This is a genomic window from Nocardioides sp. NPDC101246, from assembly GCF_044767415.1.
In the GTDB taxonomy this organism is placed as follows: Bacteria; Actinomycetota; Actinomycetes; order Propionibacteriales; family Nocardioidaceae; genus Nocardioides.
On record NZ_JBIWNX010000001.1, the window covers coordinates 413,280 to 435,007 of the forward strand.

Genomic DNA, 21,728 nt, shown 5'->3' on the forward strand with positions numbered 1-21,728 from the left:
TTACGAGAAGCGATCCTCTTGGTCAGCGAGATCCGGCGGGTGGAGACGGCGGCAACCCACCCCAGATGGGGTAAATCAGCACTCCAAGCCGTCGTCGGGGACCTTGCCGTCGACCAGGTAGTCGTCGATGGCGTCGTCGACGCAGCCGTTGCCCTGCATGTAGCCGGTGTGGCCGTCGCCGTCGCGGGAGACGAGTACGCCGTTGTCCAGCGCCTTGGCGAGGGCCTTGGCCCACTCGTAGGGAGTCGCCGGGTCGCGGGTGGTGCCGACGACGACGATCGGGTTGGAGCCCTCGGCGTCGATCTCGGGCTCGGGCTCGGTGGCCTTGAACTTCTCCGCGGCGCAGCCGTTGAGCATCCAGGCCAGGGCGGCACCGAAGGTGGGAGCGGCCTTCTCGAAGGCGGGCAGCTGCTCGCGCACCTCTGCCGGGCTGAGCCCGGAGGAGTCGTCGAGGCAGTTGATCGCCCAGTTGGCCTCCATCGTGTTGTTGATGTAGCCGCCCTCGGGGTCACGGCCCGCGTAGTTGTCCGAGAGGCTCATCAGCTGGGTGCCGTCGCCCTTCATCGCCGCCTGGAGGGCGTCGGTGAGGTAGGGCCAGTAGGACTCGACGTAGAGCGGGGTGATCAGGCCGTAGAGGGCGTTGCCGGCGGTCAGCTCACGGTCGCCGGCGGGCAGCGGCTCGGCATCGATGTCGGCCATCAGCTTCTGGACGCTCTCGACGCCCTCGTCGACGGTGTCACCGAGGAAGCAGCTGCCTTCGTCGACGCAGTTCTCGACGTAGGAGCGGAGGGCGACCTCGAAGCCCTTCGCCTGGGCCAGGTTGGCGTCGAGGACGCTCAGCCCGGGCTCGATCGCGCCGTCGAGCACGAACCGGCCGACCCGGTCGGGGTAGAGCTCGGCGTAGGTCGAGCCGAGCTGGGTGCCGTAGGAGGCACCGAAGTAGTCGAGCTGGTCCTCGCCGAGCGCAGCCCGGAGTACGTCCATGTCCCGGGCCGCCTCGACGGTGCTGACGTGAGCGGAGATGCCGTCCTTCTGGCCTGCGCAGCCGTTGGCCATCTCGACACCGGTCTCGACGTACGCCTTCTCTTCGGCGGGGGTGTCGGGGTCGGGGTCGACCGCGACGTAGGCGTCCAGGGCGTCGTCCTCGAGGCAGTCGACCGGGGTGCTCTGCCCGACGCCGCGCGGGTCGAACCCGACGATGTCGTAGGAGTCGCGGACGGTGGAGCTGAACGACTGGTTGTTGTAGAGCGCGTAGTCGATGCCCGACCCGCCCGGGCCACCCGGGTTGATGGCCAGCGAGCCGATCTTCTTCTTGGTGGCCGGGTCCTTGATGACCGAGACCTCGATGGTGCGACCGGTGGGGTCGGAGTAGTCGAGCGGGACCTCGAGGGTCGCGCACTCGAAGGCGCCGTTGCAGTCCTCCCAGTCGAGCTTCTGGCTGTAGAAGGTCTGCAGCGCCTCGCTCGGGGCCGCGGTCGCCTTCGCGCTCGGGCTCACCTGGTCGGCGTCGGGGGTGCCGCCGCCGGCACCACAGCCTGCGGTGATCACGGTCAGAGCGGTCAGCGCGACGGCGCCGGTCACTGCGTTGAGTTTCACTGGTCTCCTCCGGGCGGCAACAGCGCCACCATCATCGCCTCCAGCACCAACTGGGGCTGCACGTTGAACTCCAACAGCTGCTCACGGGCTTCGAAGATCGCCCCGATCCGCTGCAGGTTGAGCTCGGGGGTCGAGGCCGCGACGAGCTGCTCGATCTCGCGCCGGTGCTCCTCGTTGACCAGGGTCACCGGAGCGCCGGCGGCCATCGTGATCGCGTCGCGGTAGATCGAGACCAGGTCCATCAGCCCACGGTCGATCACGTCGCGGTGGCGGCGGGTGGCGCGGCGCTTCTGGTCCTTCTCGAGCGCGGACAGCGCCGGACCGTATTCACGCGGTCGGCGGCCCCGCTCGACCACGCCGTAGCCGGCGTCGAGGTCGGCCTTCTCCCGGGCGTCGAGGTCGGCAGTGACCGCGTCTGCCTCCTCCTTCGAGACCGCGGCGAGCTCGCCCGCGGCCCGGAGCGCGTCGGCGAGGGTGGTCAGCCGGGCCGGGTAGGCCACCACCTGCTCGCGCCGGCGCCGGGTGTCGTCGTCGCGGGCCAGCGCCTTGGCCCGGCCGATGTGGCTCTGGCTCGCGCGCGCCGCATAGGCGGCGCGCGCCTCGTCGACACCGAGCGTGCGCTGGAGAAAGGCGGTCACGTCGGGCACTGTCGGGGTCGTCAGCGTGACCAGCCGGCACCGGGACCGGATGGTCGGAAGTACGTCCTCGACCGTCGGCGCGCAGAGCATCCAGACCGTGCGGGCACCGGGCTCCTCGACCGCCTTGAGCAGCGCGTTGTTGGCCTGCTCGGTGAGCCGGTCGGCGTCCTCGATGATCAGGATCTGCCAGCGGCTTCCGGCCGGGGTGAGGGCGGCCTGGCGGACGAGGTCGCGGATCTCGTCGACCCCGAGGGTCAGCTTCTCGGTGCGGACGAGGTTGACGTCGGCATGGCTTCCGGCGAGCACCGTGTGGCACTCGTGGCACTGGCCGCAGCCACCGTTGGGGCACTGGAGGGCCGCGGCGAAGGCGATCGCGGCGTTGGACCGACCCGAGCCGGGCGGACCCGTGAAGAGCCAGCTCTGGGTCATGCCGTGCCCCGAGGCCGCGGTCCGCAGCGTGGAGATGATGTGGCGCTGGCCGACCAGGTTGTCCCAGACCGAGGCGGTGGCGAGGTTCATGCCGTCACCGCCTGGGCGAGCAGCGGCTCGAGGTGCGCGAGCACCGCCGCGTGGATCTCCTCGACCGGAGCCCGCGCGTCCAGCACCAGGTAGTGCTCGGGATTGCGCGACGCGAGCGCGACGAACGCCGACCGCACCCGCTGATGGAACTCGACCGACTCCTGCTCCATCCGGTCGCGCTCGGCGAACCGGGTGAAGCCGGCCGTCGGGTCCAGGTCGAGCAGCACGGTCAGGTGGGGCCGCAGGTCGGCGGTCGCCCAGCGCGCGACCTCCTCGAGCTGCGCGGCGTCCAGCACCCGGCCGGCGCCCTGGTAGGCCAGCATCGAGTCGACATAGCGGTCGGTGATGACCACCTCGCCCCGCTCCAGCGCCGGGCGGACCATCGACTCGATGTGCTCGGCCTTGTCGGCGGCGAACAAGAGCGCCTCGGTCCGGTCGTCGAGGTCGCCGGTCTCCGGGGACAGCACGATGCGGCGTACGTCCTTGCCCACGGCCGTGTCGCCCGGCTCGAAGGTCAGCAGGACCTGGTGGCCGCGGGCGGTCAGGGCATCGTGGAGCAGGCGCGACTGGGTCGACTTGCCCGAGCCCTCGCCGCCCTCGAAACAGACGAAGACGCCGTGCTCTGCGTAGACACCCGGAAACCTCACGCAGCCACCTCCGTAGCGCAAGCGCCAGAGTACGGACGCGGCTGCGTGATGACTTCATGGTTCACTCGCTGACGCTCGTTCACGAGCCAAACCTACGGGGTGCCACCGACATGAGACGTACGCCGCCCGGCGCCGCCGCGATTCAGGCTGCCGAACCGAACATCGCCAGGCTAAGGTTCGGGTCGCCCTCACGCCGACCCAAGGAGTCTTTGGTGATCTACGTCCTGATCGTCCTGCTGCTGGCCGCCCTCGCGGTCGCGGCCTACCTGCTCTGGAAGAGCCGGCAGCAGCCGACGGCGCAGAAGGAACCCGACGACTTCATCGGCGACCAGCACAAGCACGCCTCCGACCAGCTGCGCCAGGTGCGCAACGGCGACGTCATCGAGTACCTGGGCCACAACTGGTTCGTCCGCGGGCGGATCGACTTCGACGAGCACGGCTACCGCTGGACCGAGCACATGCTCGACGACGCCGAGGGCAAGAAGTGGCTCTCGATCGAGGACGACGAGAGCTTCGAGGTCTCGCTGTGGCACGCGATCCCGCTCGGCGACATCGAGCAGGGCACCGTCGGTGACCGCGACATCATCGTCGGCGGCGTCGCCTACCGGCTCCAGGAGAAGGGCGCCGCCGCCTTCACCGCCACCGGCGCGACCGGCACCGCGCCGTCGGGCACTGCCGAGTACGCCGACTACAAGGCGGTCGACGGCAAGCTGCTCGGCTTCGAGAAGTGGGGCAGCAACTGGGAGCCCTCCCTCGGCGAGGTGCTGCAGCCGTTCGAGCTGACCGTCTACCCCTCCTCCGACCGGCCCGCCACCCTGGACGACGAGTGACGCTCCTCGACGTCCCGTTCGCGGACGTACGGGGTGACACCCTGCGCTGGACCCTCGCACCGATCCCCTGCACCCCGCTGGCCTCCCGGACGGTGAGCCTCACGGCCGGTCTGACGGTCACGCTGAGCGTCCTGGGGGCCAGCCACCAGGTCGTCGTACGTCGCCACGGCCGCCCGCTCCTGCACGAGACGGTCGCGTGCGGGATCGCCGAGGCCGCACCCCTTCCCGCAGCGCACGCGGCGGGCGGCTACCGCCTCGCCTCGCACGTGGGTGAGATGCGACCCGAGGAGCTCGCCGCGCAGGCGTCGCGGCTCGTGGAGCGGCTGGAGGGGCGTACGGACGCGGTCGTCGCGCACTTCCCGGGCGACCCGCACGCGGTGACCGCGCTGGCTCTCGACAAGGTCGGCGAGCGGCAGATCACCTGGAACACCTGGCACACCTACCCACAGACCGGCGAGATCGTCGCCACCACCACCAGCTACCGGCCCGAGGAGGTCACAAGTGTCTGAACCCAACGGCTCCGGGGGCTCGAACCGCAAGCTGATCGGCTGGGCGATCGTCGCGGGATGCGTCGCGCTCGCCATCATCATCGTCATCGCCGTCTCCGGCGACGGAAACAGCCCCGAGAAGTACCTGCGCAAGAACTTCGACCACGTCAGCGGCACCGACCCCGACAGCGAGGGCGGGATCGTCTTCGAGGACGACGGCTCGGTGAGCTCGGTCGCCAACCAGATCGCCAGCGGCACCGACGCCGACGAGAACCGGGCCGAGGGATCCAGCCACTACCTGCGCTACGACGACGACTGGCTGGTCGTCGTGGAGCCGCGTACGCCCTCGGGCTCGACGATCACGCTCTACGAGTACGACCGCGGCTACCGCAGCCACGCCACGGTGATCGGACTGTGGGGCTGGAACAGCTTCTACGGCCGCAACAGCGGTGGCGGCAGCAGCGGTGATTCCTTCCGCGGCGGCGGCAGCGGATTCGGCAAGTGACCACCCCCAGACTGGAGATGAACCGATGACTGACCTTGTGAGCGGACTGCTGTCCACCGTTGCCTTCGCCGCCCTCGGGCTGGTTCTGCTGATGATCGGCTTCTACGTGATCGACCTGCTCACGCCCGGCCGGCTGGGGCAGCTGATCTTCGTCGAGCACCGCCGCGACCCGGCGCTGCTGCTCGGCTCCTCGGTCGTCGCGATCGCGACGATCGTGGCCACCTCGATCTACACCGCGGAGGCGGACACGCTTCAGGGGCTCGCCGAGACCGGTGCGTACGGTCTCATCGGGATCGCCCTGCTCGCGTTCGCGTTCGTGATCCTCGACCTGCTCACCCCGGGCCGGCTCGGTGAGCTGATGACCGACGAGAAGGACGACCCGGCGATCTGGGTCGCCGTCGCGGTGCAGCTGGCCGTCGGCGTGATCGTGGCGGCCTCGATCACGTGAGCCTGACCCTTCCCTCGTTGTCCGCGCTGCCCGCGGGACGAGCGGCTCGGCTGCTCGTCCTCGCGGCGGTGTTCGTCTGCGCGGCGTGCGGCCTGGTGTACGAGCTCGCGCTGGTGACGCTGGGGAGCTATCTGCTCGGCAACTCGATCGCGCAGACGTCGCTGGTGATCGCGGTGTCGATGTTCGCGATGGGCATCGGCGCCGTGCTCGCCAAGCCGCTGACCGCGCGTCCCTTGCGGGCCTTCGTCGGGGTCGAGATCGCGCTGGCCGCGGTCGGCGGCGCCTCGGTGCCGGCGCTCTACGCGGCGTTCGCGTGGCTGCACCTCTACACCCCGATGATGCTGCTGGTGACGTTCCTGATCGGCGCTCTGGTGGGCGCCGAGATCCCGCTGCTGATGGAGCTGTTGCAGCGGCTGCGGCGCCAGCAGGCCTCGCTCGCGGTCGCCGACATCAACGCGGTCGACTACGTCGGGGCGCTCATCGGCGGGCTGGCGTTCCCGTTCGTGCTGCTGCCGACCCTGGGGCTGCTGGTGGGGACGGTGGCGACGGCTGCCCTGAACGTCCTCGCCGCCTGGACGGTCGGCGTTGCGCTGGCAGGCTCACGCCGGCAGCGTGGGACGGTGACGGCGATCTGTGGCGCGCTCGCGGTCGCCCTCGGCCTGACCGCGGTGACGGCCGACTCCTTCGAGCTCAACGCCCGCCAGGCGCTCTACCGCGACCCGATCATCCACTCCGAGCGCTCGGCCTACCAGGAGATCGTGGTGACCCGCGGCGCTCCGGTGGGGCCGGAGTTCGACGACGTACGCCTCTTCCTCGACGGTGACCTGCAGTTCTCCTCGCTGGACGAGTACCGCTACCACGAGATGCTCGTCCATCCGGCGATGAACGGGCCGCACCAGCGGGTGCTGATCCTCGGCGGTGGCGACGGGCTCGCGGCGCGGGAGGTGCTGCGCTACCAGTCGGTCTCGTCGGTGACGCTGGTCGATCTCGACCCTGCGGTGGTCTCGCTGGCGCGCTCCTTCGATCCGGTGTCATCGCTGACGTCGGGGTCCCTCGAGGACCCTCGACTGACGTACGTCGCCGACGACGCGTTCTCCTGGGTGCGCGACTACTCGGGGGCACCGTTCGACGTAGTCATCGCCGACTTCCCCGACCCGGACTCGACCTCGCTGGCCAAGCTCTACTCCGTCGAGAACTACAGCATGATCGCGCGGCTGCTGGCCCCGTCCGCACGGATGGTCGTGCAGTCGGGCAGCCCGTTCTTCGCGCCGGACGCGTTCTGGTCGGTGCGGCACACCCTCACCGAGGCCGGCTACCGGACCACGCCCTACCAGGCGGACGTACCTTCCTTCGGGAACTGGGGCTACGTGCTCGCCTCCCGCGACGGCTCCGCCCCCGAGCTCGCGCTCGACGACGAGGCGCCGGGCGGGCTGCGGTACGCCAGCGACGCCGTGCTCGCGGCCGCCTCCTCGTTCCCGCCCGACCGCGCCGAGCGGCCGACATCGATCACCACCCTGCTGGACCCGGCGATCCTGGACTACGCCCGGAACGGCTGGGTGGGCTACTGATGTTCTTCTTCATCCGACTGGTCCGGCGCACCTCGCGGCACTACGCCTGGGTGCTCCCGCTCGCGATCATCGGCTTCGTCTTCGTCACCGGCTGGATCGCGATGGCACTGGCCCAGCCGGAGAGCGACATCGTGCACCCCGCCAACTACTGGTGGTGGTTCCTGGTCACCGCGACCACGGTCGGCTACGGCGACCTCTTCCCGGAGACCACCGGTGGCCGGTTCGTCGGGGCGTACGTCGTCTTCGGCTCCATCACCACCCTCGCCATCTTGTTCAGCCGGATCTCGGCAATCATCGAGAACGCCAAAGGACGCCGCATGCGTGGAGAGATCAGCTTCAGCGGGCAGAACCACATCGTGATGCTCGGCTACACCGCCGGGCGCACCGAGCGGATCTTGGTCGAGCTGCTCTCCGAGCCCGACCGCGAGGTCGTGCTCGCGACCTGGGAGGACCAGCTCGCCGAGCACCCGCTACCCGGGGAGGACCGCCTCCATTTCGTACGTGGCGACATCACCGATCTCGACGTGCTCGCTCGCGCCGGGCTGTCCTGCGCGCACAGCGTGCTGATCGACCCGCGTGACGACAACGAGGCGGTCACGCTCACCGTCGCCGCCAACACCGCCGCGCCGTCGGTGCACACCATCGTCGCGCTGCGGGACCTGCGGGTGCAGCGCACCATCTTCCGTGTCGACACCACCGTCCACTGCGTCCAGTGGCACAACACCCAGCTGATCGCCGAGGAGCTCAGCGACCCGGGGATCGCGGAGGTCTACCAGGAGCTCGCCACCGCCGGGGGCAAGGGCACCTACTCGCTCACCGTGCCTGCCTCGGCCGCGACCTCGACGGTCGAGGCCTGGCAAGGGGCTCTCGGCCGTAAGCACGGCGCGACGCTCCTGGCCGTAAGTGCCGAGGACGGCATCCAGGTCAGCCCGTCCTGGGACCTGCCCGTCTCCCCCGGCGCGCGGCTCTTCTACATCGCGGCCGACCGGTTGGACTACGACGAGGTGGCTGGGTCGCTCGGCTGACAGAGCGACAGAACCCCGCCATGGCGGGGTTCTGTCGTTGAAGGCGGCCGCACCGCGGCGTACGGCTCAGGCCTTCTTGGTCGCGGCCTTCTTGGTCGTCTTCTTGGCGGTCGACTTCTTCGCCGTGGACTTCTTCGTGGTCTTCTTCGTCGTCCGCTTGGTGGTCTTCTTCGCCGGGCCCTTGGCGCGCTTGTCGGCGAGCAGCTCGGCCGCGCGCTCGGCGGTCAGGGTCTCCAGGTCGTCGGCGGCGCGGAGAGTGGCGTTGTATTCACCGTCGGTGACGTAGGGACCGAAGCGGCCGTCCTTGACGACCATCGGCTGCCCGGAGACCGGGTCGGGGCCGAGCTCCTTGAGCGGGGGCTTGGCGGCGGCACGGCCGCGCTGCTTCGGCTGGGAGTAGATCTGCTCGGCCTCTTCGAGGGTGATCGTGAGCAGCTGATCCTCGGAGCTCAGCGTGCGGGAGTCGGTGCCCTTCTTCAGGTACGGCCCGTAGCGGCCGTTCTGGGCGGTGATCTCCTCGCCGTCGGCGCCGGTGCCGACGACCCGGGGCAGGGTCAGCAGCTTGACCGCGTCCTCGAGCGAGATCGTCTGCAGCGACATCGACTTGAAGAGGCTGGCGGTGCGGGGCTTGGCGCCCTTCTTCGCGTCCTCGGGGAGCTGCTCGGTGACGTAGGGACCGAAGCGTCCGCTCTTCGCTACCACGGTGAGCCCGGTGTCGGGGTGGACGCCGAGGTTGAGCTCCTCGCCGGCGGGGTTGGCGAAGAGCTCCTTCGCCTTCTCCAGGGTGAGCTCGTCGGGCGGCAGGTCGTCGGGGACGTTGGCACGCACCGCGAACGGGGTGCCGTCGTCGCCGGGGCCCTCGATGTAGGGGCCGTAGCGACCGACGCGGAGGTTGACCCCCGACTCCTTGTCACCGACCGGGAAGGTCGCCAGCTCACGGGCGTCGATGTCGCCCAGACCGTCGACCAGCGGCTTGATGCCCTTGACCCGCTCGGAGCCGAAGTAGAACTCCCCGAGCTCGGTGGTCATGTCCTTGCGGCCGTTGGCGATCTCGTCGAGGGTCTCCTCCATGCTCGCCGTGAACCGGTAGTCGATCTGGCGAGGGAAGTGCTCCTCCAGCAGCCTGACCACCGAGAACGCGACCCAGGCCGGGACCAGCGCGGTGCCCTTCTTGAAGACGTACCCGCGGTTGATGATCGTCTGGATGATGCTCGCGTAGGTCGACGGGCGGCCGATCTCGCGCTCTTCGAGCTCACGGACCAGGGTGGCCTCGGTGTAACGAGCAGGCGGCTTGGTCTCGTGGCCGTCGGCGGTGAGGCTGGCCGCGTTGACCGTGTCGCCCTCGGCGAGGTTCGGGAGCCTGGTCTGCTGGTCGTCGGAGGTCTGGTCGGCGGAGTCGGTGCCCTCGACGTACGCCTTCAGGAAGCCGTGGAAGGTGATCACGCGACCGGTCGCGGAGAAGACCACGTCCTCGCCCGTGGCCGCCGTGGCGCCGAGGCGGATCGCGACCGAGTTGCCGACGGCGTCCTTCATCTGGGAGGCGACGGTGCGCATCCAGATGAGCTCGTAGAGGCGGAACTGGTCGCCGGTCAGACCGGTCTGCGCCGGGGTGCGGAACGAGTCACCCGCGGGGCGGATCGCCTCGTGCGCCTCCTGGGCGTTCTTGACCTTCGAGGCGTACGTCCGGGGGGCATCGGGCAGGTATTCGGCACCGTAGAGCTCCCGGACCTGAGCGCGGGCCGCGCTGACGGCGTCTCCGCTCAGGGTCGTGGAGTCGGTACGCATGTAGGTGATGAAGCCGTTCTCGTAGAGACGCTGGGCGACCGACATCGTGGTCGACGCGCTCATCCCGAGCTTGCGGCTGGCCTCCTGCTGCATCGTGGTGGTGCGGAAGGGGGCGTACGGGCTGCGCTTGTAGGGCTTGGACTCGACACTGCGGACCTCGTAGGTCTGACCCTCGAGGGCGGCGACGAGGGCCTCGGCACGGGTGCGGTCGAGGTGGACGACCTTGTCGCCCTTCAACAGGCCGTCCGGACCGAAGTCGGAGCCGCGGGCGACCCGGCCGCCGTCGATCGAGGTGATCTTGGCAGGGAACATCCGCGGGTCGTGGTCGGAGCCGGCGTCGAAGGTGCCGGCCAGGTCCCAGTAGGAGGCGGTCCGGAAGGCGATCCGCTCGCGCTCGCGGTCGACGACGAGCCTGGTGGCGACGGACTGCACGCGCCCGGCGCTCAGCCGGGGCATGACCTTCTTCCACAGCACCGGGGAGATCTCGTAGCCGTAGAGACGGTCGAGGATGCGGCGGGACTCCTGGGCCTCGACGAGGTCCATATCGAGCTCGCGGGGGTTCTCGGCGGCGGCCAGGATCGCGGGCTTGGTGATCTCGTGGAAGACCATCCGCTTGACCGGGATGCCCTTCTTCGGCTTCAGCTCGTCGAGGAGGTGCCAGGCGATCGCCTCACCCTCGCGGTCCTCATCGGTGGCGAGGTAGAGCTCGTCGGCGTCCTTGAGGAGCGACTTGAGCTTGGCGATCTGCTTCTTCTTGTCGCTGGGCACGACGTAGTAAGGGGTGAAGCCGTTGTCGACATCGACGCCGAAGCGCCCCCACGGCTTGTCCTTGATCTTGGCGGGGGTGTCTGCCGCGCTCTGCGGAAGGTCGCGGATGTGCCCGACGGAAGCCTCGACGACATACCCCTGTCCGAGGTATCCGCCGATCTTCTGAGCCTTCGCCGGGGACTCGACGATCACCAACTTGTGTGCCACTGACGTCCTTATCTCACTGCAGCAGAGCCTGGCACCACTGACAAGCTCTGGCGAGACACGTTAGCGCGTGTCTCCAGCCGGCATGGGTCCAGTCACCGCGGTTCAAGCGGCACCGAACTGTCGGACAACATGGCGTGTTGCCTCGGGCGCCGCGGAGACAATACCTAGCACGCTCGGCGGCGGGAGCGTGAAATCGGTGTCTCATCCGGACCTGTCCAGAAACTGTCGGTGGTCGTCCCTAAGGTGGCTTTCGAGGACGGCGAGACCCATCACAACCCGAGAGGTCTCTGCTGATGATCGACGCCGAATACATCAACTACATGGAAGGTCTGGCCACGCCCCCGGAGCATCTGGTCTGTTCCGAGTGCGCCCAGCTGCTCACCAGGACCAACCTGATCCTGGAGCGCCTGGAGGCCGAGCTCACCCGGCCCCGCTGGTCGGAGCCGGACACACCGCCACGACCCGACCACGAGGTGGCCCTGGACTGGCTGGCCGCGCTGTGCGGCGGCCACGAGGCGGTCTCCGCGCTGGCGGCCGCGCCGCTGACCGAGGACGGCCTGGACGTGCCGGTCCTGGAGGATGCGGAAGGACGTACGCAGCTGGAGGCGGTGGCCGCGCTGCTCGACGAGGTCGCGGCCGACTTCCCGGTCGCAGAGGTGGGCAACGCGTTGCGGCGGGCGCTGCTGCGGCTGTGGGAGATCGACCCGCTGGTCGTCGACCGGCCCACCCAGCCGGCTCAGGTCGCGGCCGGGATCGTCTGGACGGTCCTGGGCGCCAACGGGCTCGCCGGACCGGGCGGCCTGGTCACCGCGACCGAGCTGAAGGAGCGGCTGGGCGTCACGAGGATGCCCGCGGCCTACGGCAAGCAGCTGGCGGCCGCGCTGCGTGGCTTCTGGCCGTGGCAGACCCAGCGGCCATGGGGCATGCGCGACCTTCCCGATCTCGAGCCGCTGGGCTACCCGGACCTGCTGGTCTCGAGCGTGCGCAGACGCCTGATCAGGCTGCGGGACCAGGCGTGCCTGGCTCGGGACGGAGGAAGCCCTCGCTGACCAGCTCCTGGGCGATCGGCAGGTAGCTGCTGCGCACGACCGCGGGCTCGCGGTCGAGGATCTGCGCGAGCGCGTCGAGGATCTGACCGACGGTCAGGTCACCGTCGCACGCGCCTGCGAAAGCTGCCTCGATCGTGTCCGCCTGGCGCGCGCGGCGCAGGCCACGCTGCTGGCGCAGGATGACGGTGCTGGGGTCCTCGGCGCCGGGCTGGCCGAGGGTCTCCTGCTGGACGTCCTCGACGAGCACCAGCGTGGAGTCTTCGGTGACCTCGACGCGGGCCGCCTCGCCCCACGCCGCGAGCGCCGGGGCGATCGGCTGCTCGACGTCGTAGGGCCACTCGAGGAGCTCGCGCTTCGGGTTGGCCGTGCCCGTGCGGTGCAGATTGATCCAGCCGAACCCGACGCCCTCGATCTTGTGCTCCTCGAACCAGGACAGCCAGGTGTCGTAGCGGGTCAGGTAGTCCTGGGCGCCGTGGTGGCCGGAGTCCTTGAGCCACAGCTCGACGTACGCCGCGGGGTCGAGCACCTCACGCTGGACCACGAACGCGTCGACCTCGTCCGCGAGCCATCCCTCGAGGCGGTCGTCCCAGGGCTGGTCCTCAGAGATGATCCAGTTGCCCAGGATCTGACACCAGCCGCCCTCGGTGAGCATGCCGGGAGCGGCCCTGACGATGTCCTCGACCACTTGGTCGCCGGGGAGGCCGGAGTCGCGGTAGACGAGGCGCTCGCCGGTTGCCGGACTGATCACGAACGGCGGGTTGGTGGCGATCAGGTCGAAGCGCTCACCGGCGACGGGCTCGAAGAACGACCCGTTGCGTACGTCGATCCGGTCCGCCACGTCGTTGAGGGCGGCGTTGAACGTGGTGATCCACAGGGCTCGCTGATTGACGTCGGTCGCGACCACCCGGTCGCTGTGGGTGGCGAGGTGGAGGGCCTGGACGCCACAGCCGGTGCCGAGATCGAGGGCGGTGCCGACCTGGTCGCGGATGGTCAGCTGCGCCAGGGAGGTCGAGGCGGGGCTGATCCCGAGCACGTGCTCGTGGCCGACGCGCTGCGGTCCGCCGTCGAGCCCCGGGGTGAGGTCGGAGACGACCCAGAGCGCGGTGTCATCGGTGGCGTACGGACGTACGTCAAGGCGGGCCGCGACCTCGCCGACCGACTGCTCCAGGATCCCTTCGACGGCGAGCCGGTCGACGAGCCCGGGGAGGGCGGCCTCGGCGTGGTCGAGGGAGACGGTCGTCTGCAGCAGGAAGAGCCGGATGAGGGTCTCCAGGGGGGAGCCTCCATGAGTGCGCCGCCGGCCCGGCAGCGTCTCGTTGCGACTCAGCGCGCCGTGGGCGATCGGGCCGAGCAGCTCGGCGACAGAGTCGTAGGAGAAGTCGGCCTGCTGAAGGGCGTCACGGAGCCGGTGCGGGAGATCACTCACACCTGGAGCCTAGTGTGCGCTCCGCGCGGTCAGTCGTCTGTGGCCCCGGGTCAGCCCGCTGCCGCGCCCTCGGCGCTGGCGTGGATGTCGAAGACCTTCGCGAGACCGGTGATCCGGAAGATCTTGAGCAGCCGCTCCTGCGTGCAGACCAGGCGGAGCATGCCGTTGTGCTGGCGCACCTTCTTCAGGCCACCCACCAGGACGCCGAGGCCGGTCGAGTCGAGGAACTCCACGGCTTCGAGGTCGACCACGATGTCGTAGTGACCCCGGGCGACGAGCTCGGTGATCTTGTCCCTCAGCTTCGGCGCGGTATAGACGTCGATCTCGCCGCCCACGGCCACGATGGTGGCCGAGTCGAGCTCGCGAGTCGCAAGCGTCAGATCCACTTCGAAGTTCTCCTGCCAAGGAACGTGAGACAACCAGCTCCGGTCGGCTTGCCTGGTGTCCGATAGCCGGAGTCGATCGTAATGTAACCACGGCTCACCAGGATGCGCGCAAGAAACTCGCAACGTCATGGCCACGATGCGGGGCCACAAGCGTGGCGGCCACCAGGATTCTGGGAGAATCATCAGGTGTTGACGACAGCGACCGGTGATCTCGTACGCCGGCTCGCGGCCGTCCCGGGCCGCGAGGACCGGCTCGCCCACCTCGAGCAGGTCCCGCCGCGTGAGGCCGTCTTTGCCGACTGGCCGACATGGGCCTCGGCCGATGTGGTCGCCGCGTTCGCCGCTCGCGGGATCGAGCGTCCTTGGCAGCATCAGGCGGTGGCGGCCGAGGCCGCCCACGACGGCACCCATGTGATCGTCTCGACCGGCACCGCCTCCGGAAAGTCGCTGGCCTATCAACTTCCCGCACTGACCGCGATCCGAGACGGACGCGGTCCACGTGGTGAGCGCGGCGCCGGCGTCCTCTACCTCGCACCCACCAAGGCGCTCGCCCAGGACCAGCTGACCGGGCTGCGCGAGCTGGGCGTCGATGTGCGCGCGGTGACCCACGACGGGGACAGCACCCGCGAGCAGCGGGACTGGGCCCGCGACTTCGGCGAGTACATCCTGACCAACCCTGACATGCTGCATCGATCGTTGCTCCCCGGTCATCAGCGCTGGACGGCGTACTTCCGCTCGCTGCGCTACGTCGTCATCGACGAGTGCCACCACTACCGAGGGGTCTTCGGGGCGCACGTCTCGCACGTGCTGCGGCGGCTGCGGCGCATCTGTGCGCTCTACGGCTCCTCGCCGACGTTCATCCTCGCCTCGGCGACCGTCGCGGAGCCGTCGATCGCGGGCGAGCGACTCACCGGCCTTCCGGTGCTCCCGGTGACCGCCGACGCGTCACCACGCGGGGAGCTCTCGATCGCCCTGTGGCAGCCACCGCTGACGACGCACGCCGGCGAGAACGGCGCTCCCGTGCGCCGCGCGGCGTCCGCCGAGACCGCCGACCTCCTCGCCGACCTGGTCTCCTCTGACGTTCGCACCCTGGCCTTCGTACGCTCCCGGGTCGGCGCCGAGCAGGTCGCCCTGACCGCGGCCGCCGAGCTGGCCGAGGTCGACCCCTCGCTGCCGGGGCGGGTGGCGTCCTACCGCGGTGGCTATCTGCCCGAGGAGCGCCGGGCGATCGAGGCGTCGCTGCGGTCGGGCGAGCTGCTGGGGCTCGCGGCGACGAACGCGCTCGAGCTCGGCATCGACATCAGCGGCCTGGACGCGGTGGTGCTGGCCGGCTATCCGGGCAGGCGCTCGGCCTTCTGGCAGCAGATCGGCCGGGCAGGGCGGGGCGCGGGCGACGCGCTCGGCATCCTGGTCGCGCGCGACGACCCGCTGGACACCTACCTCGTCACCCACCCTGATGCGCTTCTCGGCCAGCCGGTCGAGGCCACCGTCTTCGACCCCGCGAACCCGTACGTCGTCGGCCCCCACCTGTGCGCCGCGGCGCAGGAGCTCCCGCTGACCGAGCCGGACCTGCCGCTCTTCGGGCCGGGCGCCCGGGAGATCCTGGACAACCTGGTGGCCTCGGGGCTGCTGCGCAAGCGGCCCCGAGGCTGGTTCTGGACCGACCGCCGACGGGCCGCCGACCTCGCCGACATCCGCTCCTCGGGTGGGTCGCAGGTGCAGCTGATCGAGGCCGAGACCGGCCGCGTCGTCGGCACGGTCGACGCGGCGAGCTCGCACGCCAGCGCACATGCCGGCGCCGTCTACGTCCACCGCGGCGAGACCTATCTCGTGCACGAGCTCGACCTGGAGGAGAACGTCGCGGTCATCTCCCGCGACGACCCCGGCTACTCCACCTTCGCCCGGGAGATCACCGAGATCTCGATCGTCGCCGAGCGGGAGCAGGTCGCCTGGGGCGAGTGCCGTCTGGCGTACGGCGACGTCGACGTCACCCACCAGGTCGTCTCCTTCCTGCGGCGGCGCCAGCCGAGCGGCGAGGTGCTGGGTGAGGAGCTCCTCGACCTTCCCGAACGTACGCTGCGCACCTCCGCAGTCTGGTGGACCGTGCCCTCCTCGGCCCTCGAGGCGGCCGGCCTGGCAGAGGCGGACATCCCGGGGTCCGCCCACGCCGCCGAGCACTGCTCGATCGGGCTGCTCCCGCTGATCGCGACCTGTGATCGCTGGGACATCGGTGGCGTCAGCACCGCGTCGCACCCGGACACCGGCATGCTCACCGTCTTCGTCTACGACGGACATCCCGGCGGGGCCGGATTCTCCGAGCGAGGGTTCCGTGCCGCCAGGGAGTGGCTCGGTGCCACGCTGGAGACCATCGAGGCCTGCGAGTGCGACGACGGCTGCCCCTCCTGCGTGCAGTCGCCCAAGTGCGGCAACCAGAACAACCCTCTCGACAAGCAAGGCGCGATCGTGTTGTTGCGGCTGCTGCTGCACGAATAGGCCTACCCTGGGGAGATGCTGATCCTGGGCCTTGTGCTGATCGTCGTTGCCGCAGTCCTCATCGTGCTGGGTATCTTCACCACCGGTAACGGTGACCTCGACGATCCGACCGCCACTTTGCTCGGCCTCCCGGTCGGCTCGACCACGATCTTCGTGATCGGCCTCGTTGCCGGCCTCCTTCTCCTCTTCGGCTTCTCGCTCACCAAGTGGGGCGGCAAGCACCAGATGAAGTACATGAAGGACAAGCGCCAGATGCGGAGCATGGCCAAGACGCTGCAGGAAGCCGAGGCCAAGTCGGGGACCACGCCCGACACCACGCCCGAGACGAAGCCCGAGACCGGGCCCGAGACCAAGCCGCTACCCAGGTCAGAGGACGTCTAGTCCGACCGTGACCCCGTCGGGCCGGCTCTCGCCTCGGCAACCGGGTCTCCCGGCTGACCGAGCCAGCGCGGTCCCTCGACCCGCACGGTGACGGTGACGTCCTCCCCGGCGACCTCGCACGATTCCAAGCTGGCGCCGTTGCGGTCGCTGATCGTCGTCGCCGCCGCGCATGCGTCCTCGGAGACCTGGAGCGCGTTGGCCCCCGCCAACGCCGCCAGATCGGCCGCGGACTGTGCGGTGCGGTGGGCGACGAAGACCGCGCCCACCACACCCAGCGCCGCACCGAGGAAGAGCAGCAGCCCGATGGCGCCGACCGCGAACGGGGCTGCCGATCCGCGTTCGTCCTTGCCGGACCGACCCGTGCTCACTGCTCCCCCGGCGTCGCCTCGGTCGCGGCGACCGCCTCGCCGCGAACGGTCACACCCGGCATCCAGCTGAAGATCCCACCGGGCCCGGTCACCCGGGCTCGGGCCGAGGCCACGACCTCCTCGGCACCCGCGCTGACACTCACCTGCGTGCCCGCGGGCCCGACCCGACGTCCGCGGGCGGCGGCAGAGCCGCTGTCGTCCCCTCGGGCGACAGCCCTGGCTGTCTCCCGGGCCGCGTCGACCACCTGGATCTGCGCCGCTCCCACCGACAGCAACCACACCAGCCCGATGGTCACGGCCACCAGGAGCGGGATCACCATCACCAGCTCCGCGGTGGCCGCGCCCCGTTCGTCCCGTTCGTCCCGCTGCCCGCGGACCATCGCTCAGATCCCCAGCAGGCTGAGGACGTGCTGGAACAGCCTGTTGAGCAGGTCGTTGCCGAAGCCACCGGTGAGCAGCTTGTAGAGCAGTCCGGCGAGCCCCGCACCGGCTGCCGTGCCGACAGCGTATTCGGCTGTCGTGATCCCCTTCTCGTCCTTCCGAAGATGTGCCTTGGCCATGGTTGGTCCTCTCTTGTCGATGGCCGTCGGTACGGCCGTTCAGGGACGACGATGAACTGCTCCACCGACATTCGCGACCGCCATATCGCCAGCTGTGGACAACTCGATCCCGAACCCGCCCTGTGGATGACAAACGGCCCGTTGACCAGGGAAAAGAGCCAGCCGAGACGTCACGTACGTCGGTCGAGTCGGCATTCGGTTGCCAACTCGACCGACGCGGGTGACGCCTCGGCTGATGGGGTGACGCCTCGGCCGACCGGGGTGACGCCTCGGCCGATGGGGTCAGATGCCGAGGTTGGAGAGAAGGCCGCCGACGACGGGGACGACGCCCAACAGCAGGAAGGCGGGGAGGAGGCAGATGCCGAGCGGGACGGCGGCCTTGACGCCCACCGCGCGGGCGCGGTCCTCGACCTCGGCGCGGGCATTTCTGGTCAGGTCGTCGGCAAGGCGCTCGACAGTCGTGGCGACCGGGGCACCGGTCGCCTGAGCGCGCGCCAACGCCCGACCCAACGGGGCCAGCGCGGGATCGTCCACCAAGGTGCGCCACGTCTTCTCCGGATCTGCTCCCAGGCGAAGCCGAGAGGCCGCCGGCAGGAGTCGGGCGGCCGCCGGCCCGGGCAGCGCTGCCGCGACCGCCACCAGCGCCTCGGCAGGCGCCGCGCCGGAGGAGAGTGCGGCGGAGAGCAGGCGGACCAAGGCCGGCAGCTCGGCCTTCGCGGCCTCCCGCTCACGTCGGATCTCGGCGGGTTCGACCCGGCCGATGACCAGCCAGCAGACGAGACCCGCCGGCGCGGCGAGTACGGCACCAGCCGTGCCGCCGACGAAGGAGTAGACGGCGCCGGCCGCGAGCAGAGCCAGCAGCGCTCGCCAGCGCATCATCCAACCGCCGGGATCGCCCCGATCCGCGACGGACGCGACCCTGACGGGAAGTGGTGAGGTCGGCGCGGGCAACAACGCCGCCGCCAGCCCGAGCGCGACGGCTGCGATCCAGATACTCATCTCGCCTCCACCCCACGCGCGATGCCCTCGATCCACCACAGCCCCAACCAGCCGAGCAGCAGCCCGAGACCGAGGCATGCCAGCCCCACCGGCGACCCGAAGAGGAACGCCAGCGGGTCGCCGCCGACCCCGCTGCCCATCGCCAGGGCAGCCACCGGCAGGCCTGCGATCAGGCGGGCGGTGGATCGGGCCGATCCGAGCTCGCCATCGACCACCCGTTGAGTGGCGGCCGCAGCCCGCAGATCGAGCGCCACCCGGTCCAGAGCGTCCGCGAGACCGCTCCCGGTCTGGTGGGCGATCTGCCAGGCCGCGGCGACCACACGGAGCGCACCCGCCCCGGGCACCTCGGCGACCTGCCGCCAGGCGGCTGGGACGTCGGAGCCCATCCGCTGCGCCTCCGCGACCGGCTCGATCACCGGCCACTCCGTGGCGAGCTGGGTCAGCGCCGGACCAGGCGGGTGCCCGGCGGCCAGCTCGGCGGCCATCTGCTCGCAGGCCTCCACCACCCGGTCAGCCGTACGCCCTGCCGCGATCCGCTCGCAGCGGCGCCGCCACAGCGCGACCCCGCCGAAGGTTGCGATCCCGAGCAGGACAGCCGCGACGACCGCCCTGCCCGGGAAGACGATGGGGATCAGGGCGACCAGGAGGAACGACCACCGCGGCACCCGCCACACCGGCGCCGGACCTGATCCGAGCACAGCCCGCGGACGGACGAGCAGCGCCGCGGCGACGCCGAGCAGGCAGGCGACCAGCCCGAGGCTGAGCCCGCTCACCGTTCCGCTCCCAACAGCCCCTCGAGCCGGTCCGAGGCCGGCCCGGCGAGAACGTCACCGCCGGCGTCGACCGAGCAGGCCGTCTCCATCCGGACCAGCCCGTCGGCTCCACGACACGGGACCGCGATCTCGGTCAGCACCCGGCGGCCGGCACGTCGGCGCAGGTGCACGACGACGTCCACCCCGGAGGCGAACTGGCTGTGGGCCGCCTCCCTGCCGAGGCCGGCGGCGAGCGCCAGCGCCTCGACGCGCGCCGGCACGTCGGCGGCGGAGTTGGCGTGCAGCGTGCCGCAGCCGCCCTCGTGGCCGGTGTTCAACGCGGCGAGGAGGTCGACGACCTCGGCGCCACGCACCTCCCCCACGACCAGCCGGTCCGGCCGCATCCTCAGCGCCTGGCGGACCAGCGTATGGAGCTCGACGGCTCCGGCGGCCTCGATGTTGGCCGGGCGCGCCTCGAGGCCGACCACGTGCGGATGGTCCGGACGCAGCTCGGAGGCGTCCTCCACCAGCACCAGCCGCTCCTCCGGCGGCACCAAGGACAACAGCGACGCCAGCAGGGTGGTCTTCCCGGTGCCGGTGCCCCCGGAGACGAGAAAGGCGGACCGAGCCAGCACCAGGCGCCGCAACAGATCGGCCACCCAGGGAACCACCATCCCCGAAGACTCCAGCTCGGCGAGCGTGAACGCGCGCGCCGAAGGCACCCGCAACGAGATCACCGTGCCCGGTCGCGCCAGCGGCGCGAGCACCGCATGGAACCGGCTGCCGTCACCCAGCCTCAGATCGACGTACGGCGAGGCGTCGTCCAGGCGACGGCCTGCCCCGGCAGCCAACCGCTGCGCCAGCCGTCGAACCGCGTCGTCGTCAGGAAACGCGACCGGAGCGGGCTCCAGGCCGGATCCGCGGTCGATGAAGACCTGATCGGGCCCGTTGACGAGGACGTCGGTCACCCCCGGCAACCGCAGCAGCGGCTCCAACGGCCCCGCGCCGACCACGTCGCGGCGCAGCATCTCGAAGACCGCCAGCACGGTCGCGTCACCGACGATCCGACCCTCCGCACGCAGTGCCTCCTGGACCCTGTGCGGGGTGAGCTCTCCCGGCGTACGCGCCAGGTGGTCGCGGACGAGGTCGACGACCTGGGGCGCGATGTCGACGGCGCCGATCATGCGGCCATCACCCCCGCGCGGACCCGGCAGCGCATCAGCACCTCGGCCGCGGCACGGGCCAGCGGCGCCCGCTTCGAACGGATCGGCCCCAGACCCAGGTCGATGGCCTCCGAGAGCCCGCGCTGGTCGGACATCGACGCGATCACAGGGAGCCCGAGCGCACGCCCGACCGCCTCCGGTTCGGCCGCCCGACCACGCACGACGACCCGCACCCGATCCCGCTCGGGAAGACGGGCGACCAACCGGGCCGCGGACGCGGTGCCGGTGACGTTCGCCCGAACTACGACGAGCACGAGGTCGCATCCGGTCAGCAGCGCCTCGGTCCCGGCGTCGGACTCGCGCGGCAGGTCGACCACGACCAGGTCGTGGCCTCGACGAGCGGCGGCGAGCACCTCGCGCACCACCTCCGGCTTCGGTGGCACCACATCGCCGCCCGGCCATCCCAGCAGGCCCAGTGACCCGACGTGCGGCACCGCCTCCCGCAGCGCCCGCGCCCCCAGCCGCCCCGCGGTCTGCCCGAGATCGCCCCAGGTCACGCCGGGGATCTCGTCGAGGCCGAGCACCCGCCCTGCTCCGGGACCGAGCCGGTCGGCGTCGATCAGCAGCGTCGACCCTCGGTCGGCTCCGAGGCTGGCCAGGGCCGCGGCGTACGTCGTCGCACCGGCTCCGCCCGATCCGGCCAGCACGCCGACGACCATGCCGTCGCCACCCTCACCGTCGCTGACGTCGGCGAGGAGGCCGGCGACCACGGTCTCGGCCGACGGGAGCTCGAGGATCGTCTCGGCGCCGACCTCCAGCGCGGCTCGGAGCAGGGGCTCGCCGGTCGAGCCCCATCCCACGACGTACACCCCGTCTCTTCGAGGTGGACGCATCGATGCCACCTCGGCCAGGAGGTCGGCGCCGACGAGGATCAGTGGTGGTCGCTGCCATCGGCGCAGGGCGCCGATCGCGTCGGTGCACTCCTCGACGGTGACGCCGGAGGCGGCGGCCAGACGAGCCGCCTCGGCGGCCAGCAACGAGTCCGAGGTGATGACGAGAGGTTCCATGGCAGCAGGATCCGCCGGGACACCGACCTTTCCACCCGAAAATCCACCGCCTGTGGACAA

The 21,728-nt window shown here is 70.6% G+C and carries 22 protein-coding genes; 9 read left to right on the forward strand and 13 right to left on the reverse strand.

Annotation, left to right across the window (positions count from 1 at the left end; translation table 11 throughout):
- Nucleotides 1-75: 75 nt before the first annotated feature.
- Genes ACIRON_RS01955 through tmk form a run of 3 tightly spaced genes read right to left on the reverse strand, consistent with a single transcriptional unit; the run spans nt 76 to nt 3,400 of the window.
- Nucleotides 76-1,596: an alpha/beta hydrolase gene (locus ACIRON_RS01955; protein ID WP_402988237.1), complete on the reverse strand. Its 1,521-nt coding sequence runs from the start codon at nt 1,594-1,596 to the stop codon at nt 76-78.
- Nucleotides 1,593-2,753 carry a DNA polymerase III subunit delta' gene (locus ACIRON_RS01960; protein ID WP_402988240.1) on the reverse strand — a complete coding sequence of 387 codons (1,161 nt, stop codon included), beginning with the start codon at nt 2,751-2,753 and terminating at the stop codon, nt 1,593-1,595. Before ACIRON_RS01960 ends, ACIRON_RS01955 begins: the two co-directional genes overlap by 4 nt.
- Nucleotides 2,750-3,400 carry a dTMP kinase gene (tmk, locus tag ACIRON_RS01965; protein ID WP_402988242.1) on the reverse strand — a complete coding sequence of 217 codons (651 nt, stop codon included), beginning with the start codon at nt 3,398-3,400 and terminating at the stop codon, nt 2,750-2,752. Before tmk ends, ACIRON_RS01960 begins: the two co-directional genes overlap by 4 nt.
- A 212-nt stretch (nt 3,401-3,612) precedes the next feature.
- On the opposite strand from tmk, the gene ACIRON_RS01970 reads away from it, so the two are divergent.
- The 6 genes from ACIRON_RS01970 to ACIRON_RS01995 are packed head-to-tail and all read left to right on the forward strand — an operon-like array spanning nt 3,613 to nt 8,264.
- Entirely contained in the window at nt 3,613-4,230 is a 618-nt protein-coding gene (locus ACIRON_RS01970) for a DUF4178 domain-containing protein (protein ID WP_402988245.1), read from the forward strand.
- A complete protein-coding gene (locus ACIRON_RS01975; protein ID WP_402988247.1) occupies nt 4,227-4,739 on the forward strand; it encodes a DUF2617 family protein in 513 nt (170 codons plus the stop codon). Before ACIRON_RS01970 ends, ACIRON_RS01975 begins: the two co-directional genes overlap by 4 nt.
- A complete protein-coding gene (locus ACIRON_RS01980; protein WP_402988250.1) occupies nt 4,732-5,223 on the forward strand; it encodes a DUF4247 domain-containing protein in 492 nt (163 codons plus the stop codon). Before ACIRON_RS01975 ends, ACIRON_RS01980 begins: the two co-directional genes overlap by 8 nt.
- Before the next feature lie 25 nt (nt 5,224-5,248).
- Complete coding sequence (locus ACIRON_RS01985; protein ID WP_091044761.1) at nt 5,249-5,671, forward strand: DUF350 domain-containing protein; 423 nt, start codon at nt 5,249-5,251, stop codon at nt 5,669-5,671.
- Complete coding sequence (locus tag ACIRON_RS01990) at nt 5,668-7,239, forward strand: polyamine aminopropyltransferase (RefSeq protein ID WP_402988252.1); 1,572 nt, start codon at nt 5,668-5,670, stop codon at nt 7,237-7,239. Before ACIRON_RS01985 ends, ACIRON_RS01990 begins: the two co-directional genes overlap by 4 nt.
- The gene (locus tag ACIRON_RS01995; protein WP_402988255.1) at nt 7,239-8,264 is read left to right on the forward strand and encodes an ion channel; all 1,026 of its coding nucleotides are present in this window, start codon (nt 7,239-7,241) and stop codon (nt 8,262-8,264) included. Before ACIRON_RS01990 ends, ACIRON_RS01995 begins: the two co-directional genes overlap by 1 nt.
- 66 nt (nt 8,265-8,330) lie before the next feature.
- On the opposite strand, the gene topA is transcribed toward ACIRON_RS01995, so the two are convergent.
- Nucleotides 8,331-11,024 carry a type I DNA topoisomerase gene (gene topA / locus ACIRON_RS02000; protein WP_402988256.1) on the reverse strand — a complete coding sequence of 898 codons (2,694 nt, stop codon included), beginning with the start codon at nt 11,022-11,024 and terminating at the stop codon, nt 8,331-8,333.
- 293 nt (nt 11,025-11,317) lie between these two features.
- Here topA and ACIRON_RS02005 point away from each other — a divergent pair, with 293 nt between their 5' ends.
- Nucleotides 11,318-12,073: a hypothetical protein gene (locus tag ACIRON_RS02005; RefSeq protein ID WP_402988259.1), complete on the forward strand. Its 756-nt coding sequence runs from the start codon at nt 11,318-11,320 to the stop codon at nt 12,071-12,073.
- Here the strand turns inward: ACIRON_RS02005 and ACIRON_RS02010 are convergent.
- On the reverse strand, nt 12,021-13,499 hold the full coding sequence (locus tag ACIRON_RS02010) for a methyltransferase (RefSeq protein ID WP_402988261.1): 1,479 nt from the start codon (nt 13,497-13,499) through the stop codon (nt 12,021-12,023). The two genes, ACIRON_RS02005 and ACIRON_RS02010, sit on opposite strands and share 53 nt — an antisense overlap.
- A 50-nt stretch (nt 13,500-13,549) precedes the next feature.
- On the reverse strand, nt 13,550-13,885 hold the full coding sequence (locus tag ACIRON_RS02015; RefSeq protein ID WP_091044749.1) for an anti-sigma factor antagonist: 336 nt from the start codon (nt 13,883-13,885) through the stop codon (nt 13,550-13,552).
- 186 nt (nt 13,886-14,071) lie between these two features.
- On the opposite strand from ACIRON_RS02015, the gene ACIRON_RS02020 reads away from it, so the two are divergent.
- Both ACIRON_RS02020 and ACIRON_RS02025 read left to right on the forward strand, forming a co-directional pair.
- Nucleotides 14,072-16,378 (forward strand): DEAD/DEAH box helicase, encoded by a 2,307-nt coding sequence (locus ACIRON_RS02020; protein WP_402988264.1) that lies wholly within the window; start codon nt 14,072-14,074, stop codon nt 16,376-16,378.
- 15 nt (nt 16,379-16,393) lie between these two features.
- The gene (locus ACIRON_RS02025; RefSeq protein ID WP_402988267.1) at nt 16,394-16,759 is read left to right on the forward strand and encodes a hypothetical protein; all 366 of its coding nucleotides are present in this window, start codon (nt 16,394-16,396) and stop codon (nt 16,757-16,759) included.
- Here ACIRON_RS02025 and ACIRON_RS02030 read toward each other — a convergent pair.
- From ACIRON_RS02030 to ssd, 7 genes are all read right to left on the reverse strand, one after another.
- The gene (locus ACIRON_RS02030; RefSeq protein ID WP_402988270.1) at nt 16,756-17,127 is read right to left on the reverse strand and encodes an Rv3654c family TadE-like protein; all 372 of its coding nucleotides are present in this window, start codon (nt 17,125-17,127) and stop codon (nt 16,756-16,758) included. The genes ACIRON_RS02025 and ACIRON_RS02030 overlap by 4 nt on opposite strands.
- Nucleotides 17,124-17,507 carry a TadE family type IV pilus minor pilin gene (locus ACIRON_RS02035; RefSeq protein WP_402988273.1) on the reverse strand — a complete coding sequence of 128 codons (384 nt, stop codon included), beginning with the start codon at nt 17,505-17,507 and terminating at the stop codon, nt 17,124-17,126. Before ACIRON_RS02035 ends, ACIRON_RS02030 begins: the two co-directional genes overlap by 4 nt.
- A 3-nt stretch (nt 17,508-17,510) precedes the next feature.
- Nucleotides 17,511-17,687 (reverse strand): DUF4244 domain-containing protein, encoded by a 177-nt coding sequence (locus ACIRON_RS02040; protein ID WP_091044736.1) that lies wholly within the window; start codon nt 17,685-17,687, stop codon nt 17,511-17,513.
- A 282-nt stretch (nt 17,688-17,969) separates the two neighbouring features.
- Nucleotides 17,970-18,686: a type II secretion system F family protein gene (locus ACIRON_RS02045; protein WP_402988276.1), complete on the reverse strand. Its 717-nt coding sequence runs from the start codon at nt 18,684-18,686 to the stop codon at nt 17,970-17,972.
- The gene (locus ACIRON_RS02050; protein WP_402988279.1) at nt 18,683-19,459 is read right to left on the reverse strand and encodes a type II secretion system F family protein; all 777 of its coding nucleotides are present in this window, start codon (nt 19,457-19,459) and stop codon (nt 18,683-18,685) included. Before ACIRON_RS02050 ends, ACIRON_RS02045 begins: the two co-directional genes overlap by 4 nt.
- Complete coding sequence (locus ACIRON_RS02055; RefSeq protein ID WP_402988281.1) at nt 19,456-20,622, reverse strand: TadA family conjugal transfer-associated ATPase; 1,167 nt, start codon at nt 20,620-20,622, stop codon at nt 19,456-19,458. Before ACIRON_RS02055 ends, ACIRON_RS02050 begins: the two co-directional genes overlap by 4 nt.
- Entirely contained in the window at nt 20,619-21,668 is a 1,050-nt protein-coding gene (gene ssd, locus ACIRON_RS02060; protein WP_402988284.1) for a septum site-determining protein Ssd, read from the reverse strand. Before ssd ends, ACIRON_RS02055 begins: the two co-directional genes overlap by 4 nt.
- Nucleotides 21,669-21,728: the final 60 nt, after the last annotated feature.

What these genes read in the sequence shown, in the direction of transcription:
- ACIRON_RS02040 (WP_091044736.1), bottom strand. Translation starts at nt 17,687, where the DNA reads ATGGCCAAGGCACATCTTCGGAAGGACGAGAAGGGGATCACGACAGCC.
- ACIRON_RS01995 (WP_402988255.1), top strand. Translation starts at nt 7,239, where the DNA reads ATGTTCTTCTTCATCCGACTGGTCCGGCGCACCTCGCGGCACTACGCC.
- ACIRON_RS01960 (WP_402988240.1), bottom strand. Translation starts at nt 2,753, where the DNA reads ATGAACCTCGCCACCGCCTCGGTCTGGGACAACCTGGTCGGCCAGCGC.
- ACIRON_RS02025 (WP_402988267.1), top strand. Translation starts at nt 16,394, where the DNA reads ATGCTGATCCTGGGCCTTGTGCTGATCGTCGTTGCCGCAGTCCTCATC.
- ACIRON_RS02035 (WP_402988273.1), bottom strand. Translation starts at nt 17,507, where the DNA reads ATGGTCCGCGGGCAGCGGGACGAACGGGACGAACGGGGCGCGGCCACC.
- ACIRON_RS02045 (WP_402988276.1), bottom strand. Translation starts at nt 18,686, where the DNA reads ATGAGTATCTGGATCGCAGCCGTCGCGCTCGGGCTGGCGGCGGCGTTG.
- ACIRON_RS02005 (WP_402988259.1), top strand. Translation starts at nt 11,318, where the DNA reads ATGATCGACGCCGAATACATCAACTACATGGAAGGTCTGGCCACGCCC.
- ssd (WP_402988284.1), bottom strand. Translation starts at nt 21,668, where the DNA reads ATGGAACCTCTCGTCATCACCTCGGACTCGTTGCTGGCCGCCGAGGCG.
- ACIRON_RS01985 (WP_091044761.1), top strand. Translation starts at nt 5,249, where the DNA reads ATGACTGACCTTGTGAGCGGACTGCTGTCCACCGTTGCCTTCGCCGCC.
- ACIRON_RS02055 (WP_402988281.1), bottom strand. Translation starts at nt 20,622, where the DNA reads ATGATCGGCGCCGTCGACATCGCGCCCCAGGTCGTCGACCTCGTCCGC.